The organism is Streptomyces sp. NPDC002054 (genome assembly GCF_040296685.1).
Classification (GTDB): Bacteria; Actinomycetota; Actinomycetes; order Streptomycetales; family Streptomycetaceae; genus Streptomyces.
The window spans coordinates 59,584-83,015 of record NZ_JBEOXT010000019.1 but is presented as its reverse complement, the minus strand read 5'-3'; the positions used below and the strand labels follow the sequence as shown (position 1 = coordinate 83,015).

At 69.6% G+C, this 23,432-nt stretch carries 24 protein-coding genes and 2 pseudogenes; 13 read left to right on the top strand and 13 right to left on the bottom strand.

The features are described 5' to 3' along the window. The first annotated feature begins 92 nt into the window (after positions 1–92). Complete coding sequence (locus tag ABT123_RS19680) at positions 93–677, top strand: TetR/AcrR family transcriptional regulator (RefSeq protein ID WP_351315980.1); 585 nt, start codon at positions 93–95, stop codon at positions 675–677. Between the two features lie 56 nt (positions 678–733). Continuing rightward, positions 734–1,078, top strand: coding sequence for a BTAD domain-containing putative transcriptional regulator (locus ABT123_RS36755; protein WP_502970999.1), 345 nt, complete (start codon positions 734–736; stop codon positions 1,076–1,078). Here the strand turns inward: ABT123_RS36755 and ABT123_RS19670 are convergent. The 3 genes and pseudogenes from ABT123_RS19670 to ABT123_RS19660 form a co-directional block, all read right to left on the bottom strand. Beyond that, positions 1,056–1,398: pseudogene (locus ABT123_RS19670) on the bottom strand (LysR substrate-binding domain-containing protein); the annotation flags it as partial. The gene ABT123_RS36755 and the pseudogene ABT123_RS19670 overlap by 23 nt on opposite strands. Before the next feature lie 162 nt (positions 1,399–1,560). After that, positions 1,561–1,989, bottom strand: a complete 429-nt coding sequence (locus ABT123_RS19665) for a pyridoxamine 5'-phosphate oxidase family protein (RefSeq protein WP_351315974.1) — start codon at positions 1,987–1,989, stop codon at positions 1,561–1,563. A 90-nt stretch (positions 1,990–2,079) separates the two neighbouring features. Further along, positions 2,080–2,466, bottom strand: a complete 387-nt coding sequence (locus tag ABT123_RS19660; protein ID WP_351315972.1) for an NmrA family NAD(P)-binding protein — start codon at positions 2,464–2,466, stop codon at positions 2,080–2,082. A 505-nt stretch (positions 2,467–2,971) separates the two neighbouring features. Here ABT123_RS19660 and ABT123_RS19655 point away from each other — a divergent pair. The 3 genes from ABT123_RS19655 to ABT123_RS19645 all read left to right on the top strand — a co-directional run bounded on the left by ABT123_RS19655 (position 2,972) and on the right by ABT123_RS19645 (position 9,947). After that, a complete protein-coding gene (locus ABT123_RS19655; RefSeq protein WP_351315969.1) occupies positions 2,972–3,784 on the top strand; it encodes a hypothetical protein in 813 nt (270 codons plus the stop codon). 180 nt (positions 3,785–3,964) lie between these two features. Further along, positions 3,965–4,351, top strand: a complete 387-nt coding sequence (locus ABT123_RS19650) for a DUF3592 domain-containing protein (protein ID WP_351315966.1) — start codon at positions 3,965–3,967, stop codon at positions 4,349–4,351. Between the two features lie 451 nt (positions 4,352–4,802). After that, positions 4,803–9,947 (top strand): glycosyl hydrolase family 18 protein, encoded by a 5,145-nt coding sequence (locus ABT123_RS19645; protein WP_351315963.1) that lies wholly within the window; start codon positions 4,803–4,805, stop codon positions 9,945–9,947. 155 nt (positions 9,948–10,102) lie between these two features. Here ABT123_RS19645 and ABT123_RS19640 read toward each other — a convergent pair whose 3' ends face one another. Both ABT123_RS19640 and ABT123_RS19635 read right to left on the bottom strand, forming a co-directional pair. Then, positions 10,103–10,756 (bottom strand): hypothetical protein, encoded by a 654-nt coding sequence (locus tag ABT123_RS19640; protein WP_351315960.1) that lies wholly within the window; start codon positions 10,754–10,756, stop codon positions 10,103–10,105. Between the two features lie 13 nt (positions 10,757–10,769). Then, positions 10,770–12,260: an alpha/beta hydrolase gene (locus ABT123_RS19635; protein ID WP_351315957.1), complete on the bottom strand. Its 1,491-nt coding sequence runs from the start codon at positions 12,258–12,260 to the stop codon at positions 10,770–10,772. A 208-nt stretch (positions 12,261–12,468) separates the two neighbouring features. Between ABT123_RS19635 and ABT123_RS19630 the strand changes: the two genes are divergently transcribed. Next, complete coding sequence (locus tag ABT123_RS19630) at positions 12,469–13,653, top strand: sensor histidine kinase (RefSeq protein ID WP_351315954.1); 1,185 nt, start codon at positions 12,469–12,471, stop codon at positions 13,651–13,653. After that, positions 13,654–14,331, top strand: a complete 678-nt coding sequence (locus ABT123_RS19625; RefSeq protein WP_351315952.1) for a response regulator — start codon at positions 13,654–13,656, stop codon at positions 14,329–14,331. Positions 14,332–14,436: 105 nt separating this feature from the next. Here ABT123_RS19625 and ABT123_RS19620 read toward each other — a convergent pair whose 3' ends face one another. Together ABT123_RS19620 and ABT123_RS19615 are read right to left on the bottom strand one after the other, a co-directional pair. After that, positions 14,437–15,303, bottom strand: a complete 867-nt coding sequence (locus ABT123_RS19620; RefSeq protein ID WP_351315949.1) for a DODA-type extradiol aromatic ring-opening family dioxygenase — start codon at positions 15,301–15,303, stop codon at positions 14,437–14,439. Positions 15,304–15,437: 134 nt separating this feature from the next. Beyond that, a complete protein-coding gene (locus ABT123_RS19615) occupies positions 15,438–15,779 on the bottom strand; it encodes an EthD domain-containing protein (protein WP_351315946.1) in 342 nt (113 codons plus the stop codon). Between the two features lie 110 nt (positions 15,780–15,889). Here ABT123_RS19615 and ABT123_RS19610 point away from each other — a divergent pair, with 110 nt between their 5' ends. Beyond that, positions 15,890–16,372 carry a MarR family winged helix-turn-helix transcriptional regulator gene (locus ABT123_RS19610; RefSeq protein WP_351315943.1) on the top strand — a complete coding sequence of 161 codons (483 nt, stop codon included), beginning with the start codon at positions 15,890–15,892 and terminating at the stop codon, positions 16,370–16,372. Between the two features lie 105 nt (positions 16,373–16,477). Here ABT123_RS19610 and ABT123_RS19605 read toward each other — a convergent pair whose 3' ends face one another. Further along, on the bottom strand, positions 16,478–17,329 hold the full coding sequence (locus tag ABT123_RS19605) for a LysR family transcriptional regulator (RefSeq protein WP_351315940.1): 852 nt from the start codon (positions 17,327–17,329) through the stop codon (positions 16,478–16,480). Positions 17,330–17,409: 80 nt separating this feature from the next. Here ABT123_RS19605 and ABT123_RS19600 point away from each other — a divergent pair, with 80 nt between their 5' ends. Next, positions 17,410–17,772, top strand: coding sequence for a cupin domain-containing protein (locus ABT123_RS19600; RefSeq protein WP_351315938.1), 363 nt, complete (start codon positions 17,410–17,412; stop codon positions 17,770–17,772). Beyond that, the gene (locus tag ABT123_RS19595) at positions 17,769–18,131 is read left to right on the top strand and encodes a DoxX family protein (protein WP_351315935.1); all 363 of its coding nucleotides are present in this window, start codon (positions 17,769–17,771) and stop codon (positions 18,129–18,131) included. The genes ABT123_RS19600 and ABT123_RS19595 overlap by 4 nt, the downstream gene beginning before the upstream one ends. A 73-nt stretch (positions 18,132–18,204) precedes the next feature. Here the strand turns inward: ABT123_RS19595 and ABT123_RS19590 are convergent, their stop codons facing one another. Next, positions 18,205–18,714: an SRPBCC family protein gene (locus ABT123_RS19590; RefSeq protein ID WP_351315932.1), complete on the bottom strand. Its 510-nt coding sequence runs from the start codon at positions 18,712–18,714 to the stop codon at positions 18,205–18,207. A 139-nt stretch (positions 18,715–18,853) separates the two neighbouring features. Here ABT123_RS19590 and ABT123_RS19585 point away from each other — a divergent pair, with 139 nt between their 5' ends. Then, positions 18,854–19,762: a helix-turn-helix domain-containing protein gene (locus tag ABT123_RS19585; protein ID WP_351315929.1), complete on the top strand. Its 909-nt coding sequence runs from the start codon at positions 18,854–18,856 to the stop codon at positions 19,760–19,762. Between the two features lie 125 nt (positions 19,763–19,887). After that, positions 19,888–20,886, top strand: a complete 999-nt coding sequence (locus ABT123_RS19580) for an SMP-30/gluconolactonase/LRE family protein (RefSeq protein ID WP_351315926.1) — start codon at positions 19,888–19,890, stop codon at positions 20,884–20,886. Here ABT123_RS19580 and ABT123_RS19575 read toward each other — a convergent pair. Both ABT123_RS19575 and ABT123_RS19565 read right to left on the bottom strand, forming a co-directional pair. After that, entirely contained in the window at positions 20,883–21,353 is a 471-nt protein-coding gene (locus ABT123_RS19575) for a mycothiol transferase (RefSeq protein ID WP_502970993.1), read from the bottom strand. The two genes, ABT123_RS19580 and ABT123_RS19575, sit on opposite strands and share 4 nt — an antisense overlap. A gap of 178 nt (positions 21,354–21,531) precedes the next feature. Next, positions 21,532–21,882: a winged helix-turn-helix transcriptional regulator gene (locus ABT123_RS19565; protein ID WP_351315923.1), complete on the bottom strand. Its 351-nt coding sequence runs from the start codon at positions 21,880–21,882 to the stop codon at positions 21,532–21,534. A gap of 75 nt (positions 21,883–21,957) precedes the next feature. Here ABT123_RS19565 and ABT123_RS19560 point away from each other — a divergent pair, with 75 nt between their 5' ends. Beyond that, positions 21,958–22,617, top strand: coding sequence for an NADPH-dependent F420 reductase (locus tag ABT123_RS19560; protein ID WP_351315920.1), 660 nt, complete (start codon positions 21,958–21,960; stop codon positions 22,615–22,617). Here ABT123_RS19560 and ABT123_RS19555 read toward each other — a convergent pair. After that, a complete protein-coding gene (locus tag ABT123_RS19555) occupies positions 22,526–23,170 on the bottom strand; it encodes an acyl-CoA-like ligand-binding transcription factor (RefSeq protein ID WP_351315917.1) in 645 nt (214 codons plus the stop codon). The genes ABT123_RS19560 and ABT123_RS19555 overlap by 92 nt on opposite strands. 75 nt (positions 23,171–23,245) lie before the next feature. After that, positions 23,246–23,386, bottom strand: a pseudogene (locus ABT123_RS36750) (three-helix bundle dimerization domain-containing protein); the annotation flags it as partial. Positions 23,387–23,432: the final 46 nt, after the last annotated feature.

The following is a 23,432-nucleotide window of genomic DNA, read 5'->3' as shown; positions in this document are numbered from 1 at the left end:
CCTCGAACGAGATAGACCGGTCGTTCTATCGACCGCTGGAGATATAGATAGACCGATTGATCTACCGCGTCAAGTGCTGGCACAATCACGCCATGACCGCTTCCGCCAAGCCGAGCCCCCGCGAGCGCCTGCTGCTCGCCGCCCAGGAGCTGACCTACACGCACGGTGTCGGCGTCGGCGTGGACGCCCTGCTCAAGGCGGCCGGCGTCGCACGCCGTTCCCTGTACGAGCACTTCGGCGGCAAGGACGGCCTGATCGCCGAGGTACTGCGCCGCAGCACCGCCGAGGACGTGGCGGAGTACCGCGCCACCATGGATGCCGCGGGCGGCGACCCGCGGACCCGGCTCCTCGCGGTCGTCGACCGGCTCGGCCGCATCGCCGCGGGCCCGGACTTCCATGGCTGCCGCTACCTCGCCGCCGACCTCGCGCTCACAGACCGGGAGCATCCCGGCCACGAGGTCACGCGGGCCTACCGGCGCACCCTCCACGGGCTGTTCACGGACGAGTTCGCCGCCCTCGGGCACGCGCGCCCCGGCTTCGCCGCCGACCAACTGCTCATCCTTGTCGACGGCCTGCTCGCCACGGGCGCGGCCCGTCCCGAGAGCCGGCCGGCCGCCGCCGCGGCTCGCGAACTCGCCGAGCACATCGTCGACACCGGGCTCCCCACACCGCCGTGACGGCGGACGCCTCATGTCTGGCGCCGTGAGGACGGAACGGGGGAGCCGACTGTGAAGTGATCTTGCCGGCAGGACGCCGTGCGGAACGATCGGCCGCCGGCCACCCCGCGCACACCAGATCGCCATCGTCATCGCGGCCCTGCGCAAGGCCGCGGCCCGCGAACAGCGCCCCGCCGACGCCGCGCGCTGCTACGCCGAGGCGCTCGCGTTGTGGCGGGGGCCGCGTTGGCCGGGGTCACAGGGGAGCAGGTGTGGAGGACGAGACGGCCCGCTGGGGAGAGGTCCGCCTCCACGTCCGGGAGGCCTGGACGCGCGTACGCCGGGACCTGGGGCGGCATCGTGTGCTGCTGCCCGAACCGGCCGCGGCCGTAAGGGAACATCCACTGCGCGAGCGCGCGTAGTGCCAGTGTCATCGAAGGGTGCGCGGGTCAGGGCGACGTCGACGAGTCGGGTGCGCAGTCCGCAGGTCGGGTCGGTCAGGTCGGCTTCGCGGATGCGGACCTCGATGCCGGGGTGCTGTCGGCGGTACGTGGCGGCCAGCCGCGTTGCGCCGCGGCTACGCGCAGGCGTACCAGGTCGGCCTGGGCGAGGAGGTTGCGCGCTTCGTCCAGGAGTGCCGCGCCGGCGGGGTAAGGGTGACGCCCGTGGGGGAGCGGTGCAGCAGTGCGGCACCGAGGCCACCGTTCCTCCGCAGCCGCTGCACGACCGCCGCTTCCTGCAACGCGAAGCCGAGCAGCAGCACGGCGACTGCCGGGCGATCCGGGTAGCTCTCACGGGGGATGCGCCAGCTCACCGCGCCGTCCGTCGAACGCCATCGCCGCCCGAACGATGGCCCGTAGTTGCCGACGGGACGGCGGCGCACTCGAATGGGTTGTCGCGGCGGTCAGTACATGTAGCGGCTGACGGTCTCCGGGTGGATGACGAGACGAACCCAGTCTGCGGCCAGGATCCCGGCGAGGTCGTTGGTACGGGCTGGACCGTCGAGGTTCCAGTAGCGAGCGGCCAGGCGGGCGGCCAGGTCGTGTGCTCCGTCGGGCTCCACCGTGGTGCGGCCGGAGATCGACACCCAGTGCTCGCGTTCACCCACTGGGGCGGCGACGACGATGGAGGCGCGGGGGTCGCGGCGTAGGCGCCGCACCTTTGGCGTGTCCGGACCCGTGAACAGCTGGATCGTGTCCTCGGCGGTGACCTCGAACCACACCGGCCGAGGCTGCGGCGGGAGTGGCCCCCCGGCCACGGACAGGAACCCGTACAGGGGGCGTCGGAGAAGCTCCAGGTCCTGGGCGGTCAGCGAACTGGCATCGGTGCTCATCACGGTCCTTCCGATAGCTGGGGGGAATGGTTCCGAGGTTGCGCAGAAGGCGTCGACTCGTTCGGAAACAGGTCGGGGGCCGTGGGACGTTCATCGCCGCCAGGCTCCCGCCGCCGCGGCCAGCACGACGTACTCCTCGAAGGTCCGGGGCGCCCGCCCGAGCACGGTGGCGAGGTCATCCGTCGTCGCCGCGATCAGGCCACGTTTCATCAGCACGAACATCTCGGCGACGTGGTGGGCGTCGTCCTTGCCAAAGCCCTCATCAACCATTGTCCTGGCGTATTCGTCGGGGGAAATCTGTCGGCAGGTGAGAGAGCGCCCGGACTCCCGGGAGATGAGCTCAACGGCCTCACCAAAGGTAAGCGCACGCGGTCCGGTCAGCTCGTAGACCCGTCCGGCGTGCCGACTGGGTTCGGTCAACACCGAGGCCGCGGCGTCGGCGACGTCCTCGATGTCGATGAACGGCTCGGGGACCATGCCGGCTGGGGCGGCGCCGCGCCCGGAGAGCAGGACCAGCCGGCATGGTCCCCGGCGAACTCGGCCCGGGCCACGAACTCGTGAACGAGGTCACCCACGACCTGCGAAGGCCATGTGAGTACGGCAAGTGCAGAACGGGCAGGCTGGCGTTGAATTCGCGGCGACCTGGCGCCGACGCGATTCGCGACGAGGACCGCCGGAACCCGCTGGGGGGAAGGCGTTCGTCGAGTACGGGCGGATCGTCAAGTCCGTGCAGCACGGGGTTTGCGGTCGGGAACCGTAGACGGGTCGGGTCGCGTCCCTTCCCGGGACCGTGGAAGGGAAGCCCATGAGCATCGACCCACCCCGTCAGTCCGGGCCACCGCCCGCGAGCATCGACCCACCCCCTGCGTCCGGGCCACCGCCGGCGGGCGACCCGCCGCGGCCGTACACGCCGTTGTGGCGACGGCTGCGTGAGGACGAATGGCCGCCGCTGAGTGAGGTGTTGCGGGGGCGGCGGGAGCATATGTCCCACTGGGTGTTGCTGGTGCTGCTCCTCCCGTGCCTGTGGTGGCTGACTGTGCCGCTGCTGGTCGGCTACCAACTGGCCCGTACGGCCCGCCGTACGGCGCGCCGGGTCTTCCCCGTACGCCCGGAAGGGTTGGTCGAGGATCCCGAGGTGTTCTGGGTGCAGCGGGTGCGGGCCTGGGGAGCCCTCGTCATCTCGGGGCTGCTGCTGGCCGTGTTCGGTGGCTGGCAGGACGTGTGGGAGGCGCAGGGGCAGTTCTTGGAAGGGCTGGTGTTCGCGCCCTGGTTGGCGCTGCTCAGCGCGGCGGTGGTAGTGGCGCTGCTCTTCTGGGTGGCCAGGCCCGGGACGCGGCGGGTCATGCGGACGAAGCTGTGGCCGGCCGGCCGGTCGGGCCTGTGGTACTTCGGCGCCTGGACGCTGGTGCCGCTGCTGTTGACGGCGGCGAGCAAGGGGATGGGGCTGCTGCCCAGCAGCGCCAACGGGCTGTTCGGGGTGCTGCTCTGGGCGTCCGTGATGTTCGTGTGCTGGGCGCCGTTCTGGTGGGTGGTCTTCTTCCTCTGCTTCGCCACCGGTCCGGCACTCCGTCACGCCTTCAACCTGTCCGCCCTGCATGCGGCACTGCCCGCGCTGGTCACCACCGTCCTGGTCTGGGTGCTCGCCTTCCGCGGCCTGTGGTCGGGCGGCCTGCCGCCGGGCCCGGTGCCGCTCGCGGTCTGCGCCTTCCTCGGTGGCCCGGTGTCGGTGACGGCATTGGCCTGGTGGGAGATCCACCGGCTGCGGCGGCGGCACGGGGTACGGTGGCGGGGTTAGCGCCGCACAGCTGCGCGTTCCGTCCGGCCGGACACGGCAGGCGAGCCCCCGTCCGGTGATCCGCAGTGCGCCCGAAATACCAGGAACCGCCTCCAGCCGATGGAGCGTCAACTCCTGCGACAGGAAGTACCCGAAGAGTCGTGCAAGGAACGGAAGGGGTAGGCAGCGGTGTGGGTTGCGATGTCGCTCCTGGCAGGTCTCACCCTCCTCGGGTTCGGCACGTATGAGGCCATGGTCCAGCACCGCCTCCAGCGCGAGGGGATCCGCGTCAGGGGCCTGGTGGTCCGCCACCACACGGATGGCCTCAGAGTGGAAGGTGGTCCTGTCTACTTCGCGGTGGTCGAATTCGTTGATGCGCAGGGTAGTCGGCACACGTTCCAGGCCAGGTCATCCGGAGTCAAGGGCTTGCCCGTGGGCGGTGGGGTCCCGGTGCGCTACCTTCCCGAGGCCCCGCAGGGCGCGCGAATCGACCTCCTCGGGAGACGGACTGCGGAGGTCGCGGCTCTTCTCGCGGGCGGCACCCTGTTCACGGCCATCGGGATCTGGATGCTCGCCACCGGTCGTTGAGCTTGTCGTTGAGCTTGCTCCTCAGCTTGGTCTTTTTCTTCTGGCGTTGAGTCGAACGGCGTCTCGAACTGGGTAGCTTGCCTGGGGTTCGCCGGACGTGGGTGCGGCCTTCGTCTGATCACGTGCTGCCGCCGCGATGGTGCCCAGGAACCGTACGGTGCCGAGCTGGATGCCGTACCCGAGCTGGGGCCGCGCACCCCGGCAGGCTATCGCCCGCAGGCGGGCGTCCCGGGCCGGCAGGAAGTACCCCGCCGGCTGCCCGTCAGCGAAATCAGGGTCCCAACCCGGCTCGACGGGGCGGCTCAAAGCAGATGTCTCGGCTGCTACTCGACCGCCTCTGTCCCTCTTCGCTACCTTTCCGCTAGTGCCATCCATTTTGGCCTGGGAAGGAAACATGAATCCTTTTCGACCCCCGAGGGCGCCCCGGTGGCCGCGTACCGTGGCCCCCACTGTGGGACTTGCCCTCCTGGCGGGGCTGCTCCCCGTCGTCCTTCTGCCCGCAACGCCCGCAGTCGCAGAGGCGTCCGACCTCAAGCTGGCCACCTGGAACACCTGGGACGGCAAGAACGACACCCTTCAGAAGGTTCCCGGCCTGATCAAGGAGCACGCCCTCAACCTGGTGGCTCTCCAGGAAGTGGCCGATGGGGACCTGCTGGAACACAAGCCCGCAGCCGCCTTCGACATCGCCAACCGCAGCCCGAACGGAACTCGCCTAGGGGACTGGCGGGTTGAGGAGTTCCACTGGGACGGCGACATCACCGTCTACCGCATCCGCACCGGCAGCAACCGCCGCAGTCTCGCCATCGCCACCAAGAAGCGCGCCGCGTCCCACGACGACCTGCACGCGGTTCAGGTGCGGGGCGACGCCACCGGAAAGGCCTTCCCCGCGTTCGGGATGAAGCTCGACGGGAAGTGGTACTACTCCATCCACGCCACCACAGCGCCGAAACGGTCGAACAACAACGCCGACGGCATCGTCGAGGACATCTCGGGCCTGCACAAACAGCAGGACTTCAAGGCCGGCTGGGCCATCATGGGGGACTTCAACCGGTTCCCCGACGAGAAGTCGCGGGCCTTCAACACCCAGCGGAACCGTCTGAAGGGGGCCAAGAAGGAGAACTTCGCGGAGGACCAGGGTGCTCTCACCAGCGTGATGGAACTGGAGGACAACGAGCGCGTCGTCTTCTCCGGCGCGAGCACGCACAAGAAGGGCGCGGAGCTCGACTACATGGTCGACGGGGGCGCCGGCGAAGGCCTCAAGGCCAAGCGGCTCACGAGTTCATTCGGCTCCGACCACTTCCCGGTTCTCTTCGAAGCGGGTGCGGAGGAGCCGGACACCTGCACGGCCGACGACGGGGCGGGAGCATCGGGGGCGGCACGGGCCGCCGCTGCCGGCGTCTGCCCGGTCGAGCCCGGTCTGCCCGCCGCCACCGTCTCCCTCGGCGACAGCTACATCTCGGGAGAGGGCGGTCGCTGGCAGGGCAACGCCAACGCTCAGGTGGACGGGCCCGACGGCGAGCTCGACCCCAACAACGACGCCTGGGGTACTGACCGGGCGGCCCACGGCACGCAGGTCTACGAGAAGAACGCCGCCGGAAGCGACGCGTGCCACCGCTCCGATGTGGCGGAGATCAAGGGTGCGGCCATCGGCGGCGTACCGAAGGAGCGGCGGTTCAACATCGCCTGTTCCGGCGCCGAGACGCAGCACATCCTCAGCGAGGAGTTCAAGGGCGAGAAGCCGCAGATCCAGCAGCTCGCGGAACGTGCCGCCGACCATGAGATCGGTACCGTCGTGCTCTCCATCGGCGGCAATGACCTGCAGTTCTCCGACATCGTCCAGAGCTGCGCGATGAACTTCATCACCAACAAGGAGTCCTGCCGCAAGCAGGCGGACGAGGACCTCAAGAAGCGCCTGAGCGCCGTCCGCGAGGACGTCGCCCGGACGCTGGACGCTATCCACGACACCATGGGCGGGTCCGGGCAGGACCAGAGCACCTACAACCTGGTGGTGCAGGGCTATCCGGCGCCGCTGCCCGCCGCGCATGAGATGCGCTATGAGGGCGACCACTACGACCGGTACATCAAGGGCGGCTGCCCCTTCTACGACGATGACGTGAGCTGGACCGGCGAGGGCGCGGTCGCGGAGATCGGTGGCATGTTGCGCGGTGCCGCACGGGACGCGGACGCGGCCTTCCTCGACCTGGCGGACGCCTTCGCCGGGCACGAGCTGTGCGCGAAGTCCACGAAGCAGGCGACGTCCCGCAACTCCCTGGAGAAGCCGATCGCCGCCGAAGACGCGGAGTGGGTGCGGTACTTCAGCGGACTCACCGGCGGCGGACAGTGGGAGGAGGCCGTCCACCCCAACGCCTACGGCCAGCGGGCCCTCAGTGCCTGTCTGGTCCGCATGCAGCGGGAGATCGAGGAGACGGGGGCGCGGTCCTTCCGCTGCGTCGGCAGTCCCGGCAGCTCACCCGACGAGCCGATCGTCTCGAGCTCACCGATCGACGATGCGGCATGGGACGGGGAGGGCCCCGACAGCGACGGCCGGCGCCTGGGCGACCACGTCCTGTTCCAGGGTGACGCCTTCGCGTACTTCAACCCGGATGCGAAGCCGGACGGCTCGATCGGTGGCGCCAACAGTCCCGGTCGCCTCAGCAACATCGGTGACATCGGTGACATCTGGTCCAGCCTGCGCGACACCGACTTCGCCGGCGGAGTCGAAGCCGCTTTCGAGCTGACGGAGGACGGCGATCGGCAGCTCTCGCTCTTCCGCGGCGGCCGGTACATCCATGTCGCGATCGAGGAGGGCACCATCGACGACAAGCGCGTCCGGGGTCCGGGGCTGATCCGTGACTTCTTCCCCGTGTTCGAGGGGACCGTGTTCGAGCACGGGCTCGACGCGGCCGTCGGCAACAGCAAGGACCCCTATGCGGTGGTCTTCCGTGACGGTCAGGCGGGCCTGCTCGAAGTCGACCTCGACGGGGACGGCGACAAGTGGATCGCGGAACCGGGCCCCGTCGGCAAGGTGATCCCCGCCCTGAGGGGCACGGTCTTCGAGGATCGCGTCGATGCCGCCCTGCTGCGCGTCGCGGACCACGGGAAGGTCCAGGCCGACCTGGTCTCCGGCACCCGGGTGGTACGGATGAACCTGGACCTGATCGATCTGTCGAAGAGCTACTTCCTGAGCAACCCCAGGGAGCTCACCGACCAGTGGCCGGGGTTGCGCGGCACCATCTTCGACTGGGGCAAGAACAAGAACGACTTCCTCGTACAGTCCCTGCGGTACGGCCCCACTCCGCCGCCCGACCCCGAGCCGGTGATCAGGGACCAGGCAGCGCGGTCCGTCTCCGCCGCCGCGGCAGTCGACCACTCCAAGTGCCGCCCGGACGGTATGACGGCGACGAAGGGGGTCAACACGCCCTACTGCCTGATCTACGACGACCAGGGCCGAGAAGTGATGGGCAAGCGGCATCCGCGGCGGGTGGTGGGGTACTTCACCGGCTGGCGCACCGGCAGGAACGGGCAGCCCATGTACCTGCCGCGCAGTATCCCCTGGGGGCAGGTGAGCCACGTCAACTACGCCTTCGCGCATGTCGACGGCGGCAACCGCATCTCGGTCGGCGATGTGAACGACCCGGACAACCCGGCCACCGGTATGACCTGGCCCCATGTGCCCGGCGCCGAGATGGACGGCAGCCTGCCGTACAAGGGGAACTTCAATCTCCTGAACAAGTACAAGAAGAAGCACCCCCGGGTCAGGACCCTGATCTCCGTAGGAGGTTGGGCCGAGACCGGCGGCATCCTGAAGCCCGACGGCAGCCGCGAGAAGTTCGGTGGCCTGTACCGCGTCACCAACAACGCGGACGGAAGCGTCAATCAGCCGGCCATCAACACCTTCGCCGACTCCGTCGTCACGTTCCTGCGCACCTACGGGTTCGACGGTGTCGACATCGACTACGAGTACCCGACCTCACTCCTGGATGCGGGCAACCCGGAGGACTGGCCCGTCGCCAACCCTCGCCGCAAGGGCCTGAACGCGGGCAACACCGCGCTGATGAAGACCCTGCGCGAAAAGCTCGACGCGGCGTCGGCGGCGGACAACGCCTACTACCAGCTCACCGCGGCGGCCTCTGCATCCGGCTATCTGCTGCGCGGCCAGGAGGACTTCCGGGCGTTGCAGTACCTGGACTTCGTCAACACCATGTCCTACGACTACCACGGTTCGTGGAACAACTACGTCGGCCCGCAGGCGCCGCTCTACGACGACGGCAAGGACGTCGAGCTGGCCGCCACCGGGATCTACGACAAGGCCAAGAACCCCGAGTACCAGCAGGAGGGCTTCTTCAACACCGACTGGTCCTACCACTACCTCCGCGGCGCACTGCAGGCCGGGCGGATCAACCTGGGCGTGCCGTACTACACGCGCGGCTGGAAGGACGTCCAGGGGGGCGAGGGCAACGGGCTCTGGGGCATCTCCAAATTGAAGGACCAGTCCCAGTGCCCCGACGGGACCGGCCCCAACGGGGGCACGACGGCGTGCGGCTCCGGTGCCTCCGGCATCGACAACCTGTGGCACGACCAGACCGCCGCGGGCGACGAGCTGGCCGCCGGATCCAACCCGATGTGGCACGCCAAGAACCTGGAGCGGGGCGTCCTGACCAGCTACCTGCCCCGGTTCGGTCTGGACCCGAAGGACACCGAGAACGGGACCGACGGCTACACCCGCCACTGGAACGACACGCTCAAGGCGTCCTGGCTGTGGCACAAGGACAAGAAGGTGTTCCTCTCCACGCAGGACACCCAGGACACTGCCGCCAAGGCCGACTACATCAAGGACAAAGGTGCGGGCGGCGCGATGATCTGGGAGCTGGCCGGGGACTACGAGTGCCCGGATGACAAGTCGGGGCAGTGCGTGCCCGGCTACACCCTGACCAAGCAACTCGACGATGCCCAACGCGGTGCCGGGTCCTACGGAGCGATCCGTGCCGGGAAGACCAAACTGCCCAGCCAGGTCCTGGACGCGGACGTGACGTTCGCCAAGTACCCGACCGACAACAAGGACCTGTGGCCGCTCCAGCCCATGCTGCGCATCACCAACCACGGAGACAAGACCATCCCCGGGGGTGCCAAGGTCTCCTTCGACCTGTCGACTTCGGCCCCGTCCGTCATCAAGGACGGGAACTGGAAGCCGTACGAAGACGTGAAGCCCGGCCACTCAGGGCCCAACGTCGGTGGCCTGAAGGGGGACTTCCACCGGGTCACGATCGTCCTGGAGGCATGCCAGGAGATCCCGGCCGGGCGCAGCATGGACATCCCCGTCAAGTACTACCTGCCCGCCGCCGGTCCCGCGAACGTCACGATCACCAGCGGGGGAAAGACCTTCGGCATCACCGGTGACCGGCGCCACGGCACGGAGACGGTCCGGCCCGTGGGATCGGCCCAGTGCTCAGCGCCGAAGTGGGACCCGAAGGCCGACTACGACAAGGGGGACGCCGTCACGCACAAGGGCCACCGCTGGGTCGCCCAGTACTGGGCCAACAAGGGCGATGAACCGGGCGTCGCCCCGGTCTGGCGGAACATCAGCCCCAACGACTGACCACCGCTAGTCCCGTTTCCATTGCCAGAACGCGATGAGGGTGCCCAGGACGGTCGTGCCGACGGTCCTGGGCACCCTCACGCCGGTGGATGTCGCTCTCCCGCGGCGGCGGGGTGTCGCCGGCGGGGTTGCGACGCCTTGGGTGATTGGGTGGATCAGCCCGCTGCGCCGTCCAGCAAGTGGCTGTGGCGCAGTCGCAGGGCCCGTTCCGTGCTGGCCGCCAAGGTGGCGACGCCGATCGCGATGTTGGCCCAGGCCGGCACGTCGATGGGCGAGGTGAAGGTTCCGGTGTGCTGGGCGATGCCCTCGGACTTGGTGAGCTGTTCGGCAAGTTGTGGGACGAGGACGGCCAGCGCGGCGACAAGCACGCACAGCGAGAGGAGACCGATGGTGCGGCTCAGCGCGGGGTGCGCGCGGTCGAGGCGCGCCCGGCGCCCCTCGGCGGAGTCGGGGTCCGGTACCAGCTGGAACTCGCCGCCTTCGTCGGTGACGTAGTGGCAGCGCTTGAGGCCGAATCCGCTCATCTTCACCTCGACGGTGCCGCCCGGGACGGGGAAGACGGCGGGGAGCTTGGACACGGCGTGCTGCCTGCCGTCGCGATACAGGTGGGCCTTGACGTTGCCGGACGACTGGTTCTGCCAGTGCCTGACGTCGACGGCGTAGACCGTCTCGCGGCCGTCGACGTCAGGCAGCCGCAGAAGGAACAGCGCGCGGAAAGGCAGCTGCCACCAGCGGAAACGCTTCAACTCTCGCCCGTCCCCGGGGGTGACCCGCTGTACGGCACGACGCTGCCGCCACTCCTTGATCATGGGTCCGCTCCCGTTACTTGGTCGGCTCCGCCGCGCAGGCGAGGTCGTTGGCCGGGCGCTGTCCGTCGGTCAGGAACGCTGTCACCGTGTTGTTCGCGCACGTGTTGCCGCCGAACGGGTAGACCCCGTGCCCGCCCTGGTCGGCGGTCACCATCGTGGCCCGGTCGCCGAATGCCCGCCGCAGCTTCATGGCGCCGACCAGGGGTGTCCCCGGGTCGCGTTCGTTCTGCACCATCAGTACGTTCGACGGGCCTCGGTCACCGATCTGCACCGGCGGCTCGACCCGGCTGTCCGGCCAGTACGCGCAGGGCTTGATGTTTGCGGTGACCCCGCCCAGCATCGGGTACTTCACCCGGTCGATCTCGGCATTGCGCTGGTAGTCCCGGACCTTGCCGGGCCAGCGCGAGTCACCGCAGGTCACGTAGAAGTGGCCGGCCAGGAAGTTCTCCGAGATCTGCGGCGGCGGGGTCGTCAGCGGTTTGCCCTGGTCCAACGCCTGCCATTCCTTGGCCAGTTGGGGCATGAGGCCCTCGACGTAGAGGTGCTGGAATGTCACCCCGCGGAACAGTGTCCCGTCGATGCCGTCGATCGGATCGGCATCCAGCCGCTTCACGAGTTCGAAGAACTTGGCGGTCACCTGCTGCGGTGTGGCACCCAGACCGTACTCGGGGTGCGCCGCCGCGTACGCCGCGAAGTCCGGGAACCGGTCCTCCATTCCGCGGCCGAGCAGGCGGAAGCTCGCCAGGCCATAGCCGCCCGGGCTCATGTTGCTGTCGAGCACGATCCGGTCGCTGCGCTCGGGGAACAGCGTCGTGTACACCGCGCCGAGGTAGCTGCCGTAGGAGGTACCGAGGTAGGAGGCCTTCGGCTCGCCCAGCGCCGCCCGGATCCGGTCCATGTCGCGCGCGGTGTTCGCGGTGGTGGTGTACGGCAGCATCCACGCCGTCCGCGACGTGGCGCACTGTTCGGCGATGGTTCGCGCGTACGGTGCCTCCTTGGCGACGTCGGCCGCGGTGTGCGCGTACGGCGGGAAGTTGCCGCGTGACTGCTGCTGCGGTGTCAGGTCGCAGGTGACCGGCGTGCTGCGGCCGACGCCACGCGGGTCGAAGCCGATCACGTCGTAGGAGTCGAGGACGTCCTTCGGCAGCCCGACGCCGGCGAGGAGGGCCGGGTAGTCGAGGCCGGAGACACCGGGGCCGCCCGGGTTGGTCAGCAGCACACCGCGGCGCTTCGCAGGGTCCTTGCTCGCCAGGCGGGAGACGGCGATCTCGATCTGCCGGCCGTCGGGATCGCGGTAGTCCAGCGGGACGCCGAGCGTCGCGCACTCAAGACTGGGCGCGTCGGCGTTCTGCGATGCGGGCTGCTGCGGACACGGGCCCCACCGCAGGGTGTCCGGCGTGGCCGTCCCCGTGCCCGGAGTCGCCGTTGCAGTCGCCGACGCTCCCGACATCGCGACCGCCGCGACTGCGGTGGCGGCGAGGGCGAGGGACAGGGTTTTGCGCATCTGGTGTCCTCCTCAGGGGCGCACGAGGTCGCGCGCCGGAACGGTCGGGCGACGGATACGAGTCTGCTCATCCGGCGTCATCGGCACATCGGCCCGGCGGCTCGAGTCACCTTCGACCAAAGTCGAGGCGGTCATACGACTCTGGGGTGAGGGCGGGAGTGCCCCGGAGGTTGCTGCACCGGCCGCACGGGTTCGCGACAATGACCGGATGAACACGGACGTCGCGCCACGGCTCGGGGGGTGGCAGCAGACATGGCGGCTGGTGGCCGCTGCGGCACTGGGCATCCCCTTCTGGGTCTCCACCGGTGCGGCGCTGCCGCGGGGGTGCGCGGCCGACACGTGTTCCTGGTTGGTCACCGGTGATCCGCTGGTGGCTCTCGGCTGCCTGGCGGCGCTCCTGTGGCGGCGACGGTTCCCGCTGGCCGTCGCCCTGGCGGTCGCCATCGCCTCGGGCGCGTCGACACTCGCCACCGGTGCCGCGCTTCTGGCCCTGGGCTCGATCTCCACTCGTCGCCGTCCGGTGGAGATCGGAGTTGTCGCGCTCGTCTACGTGGCCGCGTCGCAATTCGCCCTCGTGCTCTACCCGATCGAGAGCCCGCCCGGCTCGCTCTGGCTCCAACTCGCACTCCCGGCACTGAGCGCGGGCATCGCGGTGGCCATAGGCGTGGCCATCGGCGCACGGCGCGTCGAGGTGCGGTCCTTGCGGGAGCGGGCGGAGAGCGCGGAACGGGAACAGACCGCACGGGCGGAGCAGGCACGGGCCCTGGAACGGAACCGTATTGCCCGGGAGATGCACGACGTGCTCGCGCACCGGATCTCCCTGGTCGCCATGCAGGCCGGAGTGCTGGACCACCGCGGCAACCTCACCCCTGAGGAGAACCGCACGTTGATCCGTGGCATCGCCGACGGCTCCCACCAAGCGCTGGAAGAACTACGAGACGTCCTCGGTGTGCTCCGCGCCGACCCGGACCGTCCGGAACCGCCACAGCCCTCCCTCGACCGCATCCCGGAGCTGGTGGCCGACGCCCGCACGTCCGGACTGGACGTCACGCTCTCCACCGCGGTCACGGGAAGACCGTCCGACGTCGTGGGACGAACCTGCTACCGGGTCATCCAGGAAGGACTGACCAACGCCGCCAAACACGCCCCGGGCGCCCACGTACACATCACCGTCGAAGGAACAGTCGGCGACGAACTGCATGTAAGCGTCCGCAACTCCCCGGCCACCACGACGACCACCGGGCCGCCGGAATCAGGATTCGGCCTGCTCGGGCTCGCCGAACGCATCAACCTCGCCGGCGGAGAACTCAGCCACCACCCGACACCCGACGGCGGATACGTCCTCACCGCGCACCTACCCTGGCCGAACCACGACCACGAAAAGAGAAGCTGAGTGGACAGCGAGCGGGACCCGGTGCGTATCGTCATCGTCGACGACGAACAACTGGTGCGCCTTGCACTACGACTCGTCATCGACGGCGAACCGGACCTGATCGTCGTCGCGGAGGCGGCCGACGGGGACGCCGCGATCACCGTGGTGGACGAGCAGCGGCCGGACGTCGTGCTGATGGACATCCGGATGCCCGGCCGTGACGGTCTCAGTACGACCCGGGAACTCCTCTCCCGGCCGACGCCGCCCCGGGTGCTCATGCTGACCACATTCGACTCCGACGATCTGGTGCTCGGCGCGCTGCGCGCCGGAGCCCTCGGGTTCGTCCTGAAGGACACCCCGCCGGCGCGGATTCTCGACGCGGTGCGGACCGTCGCGGACGGGAACCCCGTGCTGTCCCCGGCGGCCACGGCACGAGTGATCGCCGCAGCCACCGGGCCGCAGTCCTCCGAGGCCCGCCGCTCGTCCCGCGAAGCCGCGCGGAAACGGCTGGCCGCGCTGACCGAACGAGAACTCGACACCGCCCGGGCCATCGCGGACGGACTGGGCAACCCGGAGATCGCCGAGCGGCTGCACATCAGCATCGCGACCGTCAAGGCGCACACAGGCAACCTGTTCGCCAAGCTGGCGGTCGAAAACCGGGTGCAGATCGCACTCCTGGTCCGCGATGCAGAGCAATGACCGGCCACAAGCCACCCGGACGATTTCGCCAGCCAAGCCGCCAGCACGCCGAGCGAGACCAGGGACCGGCACCCGACAGCGCCACAGGCGAGGCCAGCGCGGCCCTCAGTTTATTTGCAGCGAGCGGGTGGAGTTTCCCATGATCATGCGGTCGATGGTGCTGGTGGCGCTGCGGGGATCGCTCGCGGCGCCGATTGTGGCCAGCAGGGGCACGTAGTGGTCGGCCGTTGGGTGGGCGACCGCGGCGCCGGGTGCCTTGTGCCGGTAGTCGGTGAGCGCATCGACATCGCCCCGCCCGAGTGCGTCGACGGCCCACTCGTCGAAGGCCTTGGTATGTGCGGCGAGGTCCGGACGGCGGAAGACCGCGAAGCTGTGGGTCATAAAGCCCGAGCCGACAACCAGGATGCCTTCATCGCGCAGGGATCGCAGACGTGCCCCGAGCTCGAGCAACGCAGCGGGGTCGAGGCTGGGCATCGACAGCTGGACGACCGGAACGTCGGCTGCGGGATACATGGCCATGAGGGGGATGAACGCGCCGTGGTCGAGACCTCGGTCAGGGCGCTCGTGCACCGTGGTCACCGGACTGAGCGTGGCCGTGAGCCGACGGGCGAGGCCGGTTGCGTCCGGGGTCGCGTAGGGCAGGGTCTTGTAGCGGGGGTGGAAGCCGCTGAAGTCGTAGTAGAGCGGGGTGCCCGCCGCCGCGCCCGTGATCGCGGCCGGTGCGTCCTCCCAGTGCGCTGAGATGATCACGATGGCTTTCGGTTTGGGCAGGGATTGCGCCCAGGTGAACAGGTCGTCGAGCCACTGCGGATCGTCGAGGGTGAAGGGCGCTCCGTGGCTGATGAACAGGCTCGGCAGCGCCCCGTCGGCGGGGACCCAGACCCGCTGTTCGTGGGCCCGGGGCAGGACCCGGGCGAGGTGATCGTCGTAGGCCCCGGCCGGGGTGCGGGGCGTGTGCAGGGGGGTGGTCATGGCGTGTCGCTCCTTGCGAGTTGGGGCGGGCACGGCCGGGACGGCCTCATCGTGAGGCCGCCCCGGCCGCGTTCCGCGCGATTCACCTGTGGCCGGCTGCCGACCCCGGAGCGAGTCGTCTCCGGCGGCGGTGCTCAGCCGAAGATCGGGCTTTCGGTGGCGTAGAGGAAACGGGTCTTGGAGCGGTCGAGGAAGTTCTCCTCGTCCGCGGCGACGGTCGTGGTGTAGGTGTCGGAGGTGAACCACTGGGCGGCGTCGGCGATCTTGTCGACCCATACTTCGGCGACACCGTCGTAGTCCGCTGTGGTGATGCCGGGGATCTCGTCGTCGGTGGCCAGGAGCTGGACGTAGCGCCGGACCGGGACCTCTCCGCCGGGCAGGCTCGTGATCAGCGCGGTGTGCTTCTGCCAGTAGTCCGCGAACTCCTCATGGGTCAGGCCTGCCCGCCGGGTCAGGAAGATGCTGATCTTGATCACAGATGACTCCTCGAAGTCGAGTTTGACTTGCCTGGGCAACTCATAACGTACGCGACGATGACTTGCCCAGGCAAGAGACATCTCTTGCCTGGGCAAGTAAGATGGATCGCATGAATGCACCGTCACCGTGGCTCGACGCCGAGCAACAGGAACTTTGGCAGGACCTTCTCACCGTCGTGATCGCGCTGCCTGCGGCCCTGGACCGTCAGTTGCAGCGCGACGCGGGCATCTCGAACTTCGAGTACGGCGCGCTTGCCCGGTTGTCGATGGCGGACCAGGTCACCATGCGGCTCAGCGAGCTGGCGCGGGTCTGCAACAGCACTCTCCCGCGGCTGTCGAAGATGATGGACCGCTTCGAGGCTCGGGGGTGGATTGTTCGTCGAGTCGACCCGAGTGACGGTCGCTACACCCTGGCCACGCTGACCGACAGCGGTCGGCAGAAGGTCGCCGACAGTGCGCCGGGTCATGTCGCGCAGGTGCGCCGACTCGTGTTCGACCCTCTGACCGCTGTCCAGCGCCGCCAACTCGGCGCGGCACTGGCCGGCGTCGCCGAGACCGTGCGGCGGGAGGCCGCCGGTGGTCCCACCGGGTGAGTGCGCTCACCGCCCGCTCGGCGCCCGGCCGAACCGCAGTTCGAGCGCCAGTGGTTGCCGGCCGGCGTCGTTGTACAGAACGTCGGGAGCTGCGCTCGCGCTTACTCAGTGGCGGTAGGCGGCCGTCGCGATCTGGACGAACGAGCGGATCAGCGGGTTCGGGTCGCCCGCGTTCCACGCGGCCACGACGCGGCTCGGCGCCATGTCGGTCACCGGTACCACGGTCAGCTCCTCGGGTGGGTTGTGTCCGAGCGGGGTCATGCCGACCGTGCCGTTCCAGAGCACGGCTTGCAGGCATTCCTGTACGGCGCGCACGACCGGTCCCTCGCGGGGCTCGCCGCCGTTCCAGTACGACTGCCAGAGCGGGTCGGTGCCGTGCGGGAACTGGAACCAGCGGCGGTCGGCCAGGTCGGCCAGTGTCAGACGGTCGCGGCGGGCCAGTGGATCGTCGGCGCGGAGCACGGCGCCCACCGGGTCGGCACGCAGCTCGTGCACCGTCAGGCCGGTCTCGTCGAAGGGTGCGCGGGTCAGGGCGACGTCGACGAGTCGGGTGCGCAGTCCGCAGGTCGGGTCGGTCAGGTCGGCTTCGCGGATGCGGACCTCGACACCGGGGTGCTGCCGGCGGTACGTGGCGGCCAGCCGCGTTGCGCCGCGGTCGGTGGTGTCGCCCAGGATGCCGATGGTGATGGTCGAGGCGCCGGCCGCCGCGGCTACGCGCAGGCGTACCAGGTCGGCCTGGGCGAGGAGGTTGCGCGCTTCGTCCAGGAGTGCCGCCCCGGCGGGGGTAAGGGTGACGCCCGTGGAGGAGCGGTGCAGCAGTACGGCACCGAGGTCGGTCTCGAGCTGCTTGATCGCCCGGCTCAGCGGCGGCTGGCTCATGTGCAGCCGGGTGGCGGCCCGGCCGAAGTGGAGTTCTTCGGCGACGGCCACGAAGTAGCGCAGCGTACGTAGCTCCATGCTGCGACGATACCCGTACGGTATCGGCCTCGCAGGATGGGTCTTGGACAGTCGTCGTGCACCGGCAGTGGAATCGACGCATGACTGACGAACCGAAGCCGCGCACGCCCCGACCACCGCAGCATCGCCACGCCCCGTATGACGAGAGCCCCTGCATCATCTCCGGCACCGTTCGGCCCACCGTCGGAGAGGCGGACCGCGACGCGACAGCGGGCACGCTCGTGATGGTCCCGCCCGGAGCCTCGCGTACCTTCGCCAACACGACCGGCCAACCGGCCTTCACGCTCAGTACTTTCACATCCGACCAGTACGTGCAGTACTTCCGAGACCTGCAGAACATGCTCGCCAGCGGCCAGGTGCTGACCCCGCAGGCGCAACTGCGCACAGTGGGCCGCTATGCCACCGAGACTGCTGCCCACTTCGCCCGTGGAGGGGAGTCGTGAACTTCGCATACTGGGCCCTCGCCGGTCTGCTCGCGCTCTTCTACCTGTACGGGGGCGGGGTGAAGGTGGTCCGGAGTCGCGAGCAGCTCCGGCCGATGATGGCCTGGGTGGACACCACGCCGATGCCGGCCGTCAGAGCCATCGGGACGATCGAAGTGCTCGGCTCGATCGGCCTGGTCCTCCCACCGCTGACCGGCATCGCCCCCTGGCTGGCCCTCGCCGCCGCCATCGGTTTCGCGGTCCTGCAGATCGGCGCGACCGGGGTCCACCTGAGCCTCGGAGACCGCCAAGTGGCCCTCAACATCACGCTCTTGCTCACCGCGTCCGTCACCGCCTGGCTGGCGACGACATGGCTGTGACTTCGGGTGGGGCCAGTGGTCGGCTGCGGCCCGCTCGCCAGGGCGTCAGTGATTGCCGCAGGCGTGGGGTCGTTCACCCGGCCGGTGCTTCGGCGATCCACTGGGCGAGGGAGAGCAGGGTGGTTTCGACGCTGTTCGTCATGTAGTCGCGCAGGGCATCGAGGTCGCCGCGGGTGGCGCCCAGCACGCGGTCGAGGCGCAGGAGTTGCCAGGACTGCTCGACGACGGTTCCGCGTCCTTGGGGGTGGCAGGTCCAGCTCCATTGGACGATGCCGTCCTCGGCGCCGCCGACCACGAAGGCGAAGGCGGCGCCGGGGTCGGCCCGTACGACCTGGGAGCGGGTGCTCCACTGCCTGCCGTCCTTGTGGTTGCTGCCGCTGAACCAGGCCCCGACCCGGGGCCCGGCGCCGGGGTCGAAGGTGACGTCGCTCGCGTTGGGGCTCCAGCGCCCGATGGCGGACACGTCACTGATCAGGTCGTAGACGCGGGCGGGCGCGGCATCGACCCAGGCGCGCCGGGTGAAGGTGAAATCCGATGCGTCCAGGACCTCGAAGAGGTCGTGTTCGCTGGTGGTGGTGCTCAAGGTGTCCTCCTGGACGGGGGGGTGGTGCCATGTCGGCAACGCCCACGTCACCACCGGTCCCGCCCGGGAGCCAGACCCGCTGGTGCCTATCCACGCCAGGGTCAGGCTGTGCGGTCGGGCCCGGCCCATACTCGGATCCATGAACGCAAAAGTGTGGCTCGGGGAATTCCTGCAGACGCGGCGCTCCCAGCTGCAACCGGAGGATCTCGGGATACCCGGCTACGGGGAGCGGCGCCGGGTGCCGGGTCTTCGACGCGAGGAGCTGGCCTCGCTGGCGGGTGTCAGCGTCTCCTACTACACCCGGCTGGAACAGGGGCAGTCCCTGAATGCCTCACCGCAGGTACTGGACGCGATCGCCCGGGCCCTGCGGTTGGAGGAGGCCGAGCGCCTGCACCTGCACAACCTGGCCCGGTCGTCGGCCACGGGCTCAGGCCGGGGCCGCCGGCCCGCCCCGGAGCGGGTGACGGAGGCGACCGGCCAGCTGCTGGAGGCACTGGTCCACGTCCCGGCGATCGTGACCGGCCGCCGCAGTGACGTCCTGGCATGGAACCGGCTGGGCCATGCGCTGTTCGCCGGACACCTGGACCCGGGAGCCCCGGACCGGCCGGCAGAGCGGCCCAACATGGCCCGGCTGGTGTTCCTCGACGCGCACACCCGTGATCTGTACGCCGACTGGCCGGCCAAGGCCAGGGCCGTGGTGGGGAATCTGCGCCTGGTGGCCGGCCGGCACCCGGACGACACCGCGCTCCACGCGCTGGTGGGTGAACTGAGCGCGAAGAGCGCGGACTTCGCCTCTATGTGGGCCGACCACCGCGTCACGGCGTGCGCCGTCGCGACCTACGAGATGCGGCATCCGCTGGTCGGCCCGCTGACCGTCACCCAGCAGACCCTGAGCCAGGGCCCGGGCCAGGACCAGGAACACGGGCAGAACATCGTGGTCGCCACCACCGAGGCCGACTCGCCCGCACGGACCACGCTCGCGCTGCTCGCCCAGGTCACCCCGCAGCACGCCCCGGCCCGACCGGGAGTTCGCGCCGGCTCCGGCTGACCCGGCACACACCACCAAACGCCGCGCAGACATCCGCGAGCCCCCCAAGCCAGCCCCCAACCCCTCAACCCAACTTCCGCGCGTCGGCGTACCGCTGCCGCATGCCCGAAAACAGTGAAGGAACCATGTTCAAGAACAAGAACAAGAACAAGAACAAGAACAAGTACACGTTGTCCAAGACCGCCGCGGCAGCCGTCGCACTGACCGCAGCAGCAGTCGTCGCGGCCACCCCCGGCGTCGCGTCCGCCGTCTCCGCCCCGCTGAGCTGCGTACGCATCGCCGCGCATTTCGACCTGGCCCGGCACCAGACGCCCGAGAACATCGCGCTGGCCCCCGACGGCAGCGCGTACGTCACCTTCGCCGCCGCCCGCCAGGTCGCCCGCCTCACCCCCGGAGGGTCCACCCGGATCCTGGCCACCCTGCCCGCCCCCGCCGACGGCGGCATCCACACCCCGGTCCTGGGCTTCGCTCTGACCACCGGCATCGTCCGCGCGCACGACGGCACCCTGTACTTCCTGTACGCCACCGGCACCGCCGACCTGACCGGCCTGTGGCGCCTGCGCCCCGGCGGCGCACCGCAGCGCATCGCCGCGCTGCCCGCGGCCGGCCTGCCCAACGGCCTGGCCCTGGACCCGCGCACCCGGACCCTCTATGTCACCGACTCCGTCCTCGGCACCATCTCGAGCGTGCCCACCACCGGCGGCACCGCCCACACCTGGTCCACCGCCCCCGAACTGGCCTCCACCGGATTCCTCGGCGCCAACGGGCTGAAGATCCGGGGCGGGGCGCTGTGGGTCACCAACCTCGACCGGGGCACCGTGCTGCGCATACCCGTCCTGCGGGACGGTCGCGCCGGCCCAGTCCAGACCCGGGCCACCGGCCTGGCCGGGATCGACGACTTCGCCTTCACCGGCCACGGCGACCAGCTCCTCGCCGCCCTCAACGGCCCCGGCGAGGTCGCCCTCGTCCAGCCCGACGGCACCCACTCCACGGTCCTGACCGTCGCCGACGGCCTGCAGAACCCCACCTCCATCGCCCTACGCGGCGACACCGCCTACGTCCTGAGCGCCGCGTACGTCACGACGAAGGACCCCAACCTCCTACTCGCCCACCTGAACGACTAGATCACCACCAGGACCGTGCCGATGAGCACGCTTCCGACGAGGTTGTGGATGTCCGCGTGCCCGGCGTGCTGGGCGGTCTCGGCGATCAGGTGCGTCAGCACCCGGCGCACGCTGCGCACCGCCCCCGGCTCGTTCCACGGCGCTTCCGGCAGCGGGTGGCCGGCCGACAGGTCGGGGACGGCGGCCATGACTTCCGTGGTCCGGTCGGCGACCTGCTCGTAGCGTTGGAGGATGCCGGTCAGTGTCTCGCCGGGCAACATGTGGAAGTCGTTCTGGTGGTCGATCGCCCACTGCGGGTACTCACGGGCGTTGCCTGCCGCGAAGTCTTCCCAGGTCACACCTTCGGGCAGGTCGTAGCGCATGGCTGACGGGCCCTCGGCCACGAAGCCATTCCGCGCGTGCGGGGCAAGCGCGGCCGGCCACGGCGTCGACCAGACGTCGTTCTCGCTGACCGCGGGTACGACCACGACACGTACCGTCGCCTGGTGTGGAAGCTCGGCGTGAAGCCGCTGGTCGCCCGGCGAGGCACCGAGCACGGCGTTCCTCACTCTGGGATGCGCGCTGATCTGCCGGCGGCGCTTGAACTCATCCCGATGAAAGTGCGTCGACGCGTGCAGAGGAGGTCACAGGTCACGGGCGGGGAACTCACCCGCCCATTCGTTCCTGGGCGGCCATGACCTCATCGCCGTGCTCGAAGGCCCACGCGCCGAATGCGTCGATCGGGCCGAGCAACGTCCGTCCCAGAGCGGTGAGTTCGTACTCGACACGGGGCGGCGCTTCGGCATAGGCGTTCCGTGTCACCAGCCCGTTGAACTCCAGCCGCCGCAGCGTCTCGGTCAGGACCTTGGGGCTGATGCTGCCGATGCGCTCGCGTAGTTCGCCGGGGCGTTTGGGGCCGTCCCGCAGGACCCAGATCAGCACGGCGTTCCAGGTGTTGGAGAGGAGGTCGAAGGCGAGGCGGGCGCGGCAGTCGGCGAGGTGGGCGTCGGTCGTCACGTACCAAATGGTGCCTGACGGGTTTCCTAGTGTCGTCCCGAAAGCGGTTGGAGCTTTACGGAGAGGGACGTATCGATGAAGATCGGTGTGCTGGGAACGGGGAACATGGCGGACGCACTGGCCACGCAGTGGGTGCGAGCCGGGCACGAGGTGTTCGTCGGAGGCCGCGACGAACAGAAGGCCCAGCGGCTGGCGATGCGTATCGGGGGCGGTGCGGGGCACGGGAGTCTGCAGGCGGCGGCCGACTTCGGCGAGGCGGTCTTGGCCGCACTGCCGTACGGCGTGGTGGCCGACGTCGTCAGGGAGCTTCAGCCGACGCTGAAGGGGAAGGTCCTGGTCGACTGCGCCAATCCGGTCGGGCCCGGCTTCCGGCTGCTGACGGAAGGCGGCCCCTCGGCGGCGCGCCGACTGGCTGCGGCGGTACCGGGCGTGCACGTCGTCAAAGCATTCAACCTCTGTCACGAGAGCGTGTGGCGGATGACCCCGCCGGTCTTCGACGGTCAGCCCCTGACCGTTCCGATCTGCGGGGACGACGAAGCGGCACTCGCGCTGGCACGCAAGTTGGTGCGGGACATCGGCTGCGAGCCGGTGGCCGGGGGCGGGCTGGACCGCGCCGGACTGTTGGAGGCGACCGCCGCGCTGTTCATCGGGCTGTGGGTGGCGGAGCAGGCAGACGTACGGGCGATCGCGCCACCGCTGGCCTATGCAACAGGTCCACGAGCCGAGAGGGCGTGAGGCGTTCAGGGCATTTCGTCGGGAGTGCCCTGAGTTCCTCCAGCGACTCCCGGACGAGGCGCGCGAGATCCTGATGGTCGGGCTCGCTGATCCAGCGTCCGAACGCGACCTTGAAGGCGGCGACCCCGACCTCGGCGGCCAAGGTCGCGGCCGGGTCGGCGACGCCGCGTCGGCGTAGCGCCTCGGCCAGGGCGGAGGCCAGGGAAGCGAGTTTGATCATTTCGCGCTCCTGGAGCTCGGTGTTGGCGTCGATGACGGCCCGGCGCTGTCGGGCCTGTTCACGGCGTTCCGTGAACAGGCCGCAGGCGCCCTCCAGTGCCGCGGCCACCGCGTCGATCGGCGCCGCCGTATCGGGGACGGCGTCGAGGGCGGTCACGCGGGACTCCCGCAGCGGGTTGGCGTGGGGGAACAGGACCTCGCGCTTGTTGGCGAAGTGCCGGAAGAACGTTCGCTCCGTGAGTCCCGCCCGCTCGGCAGTCTCTTTCGCGGTGGCCTGCATGGCTACGAGAGCAGGGCCTGCTCCAGCTGGCGTCGACATGCCGAGGACGGTCATGCGTCGAGGGTCAGGTGTGGCGTTCCGTCGCCTCGTCAGGGGGGCAGCAGGTCCTGGGCTCTGGATCGGTAGGTAGGTACGCACGCGTGCGTACCTGAGCTCTTCGTAAGCCGTCTGTACTGACTTTTGCACCAGTCCGGCGTCCAGCCGAGGATGCGCCTTGATCAGCCGCTCGGCGACATGGCGGATGGTCAGGGCATCCTCTGATTCCGCCATCATGCGCCTGAGTCCTCCTCAGGGGATCGCCTTTCCCCAGTTTCGC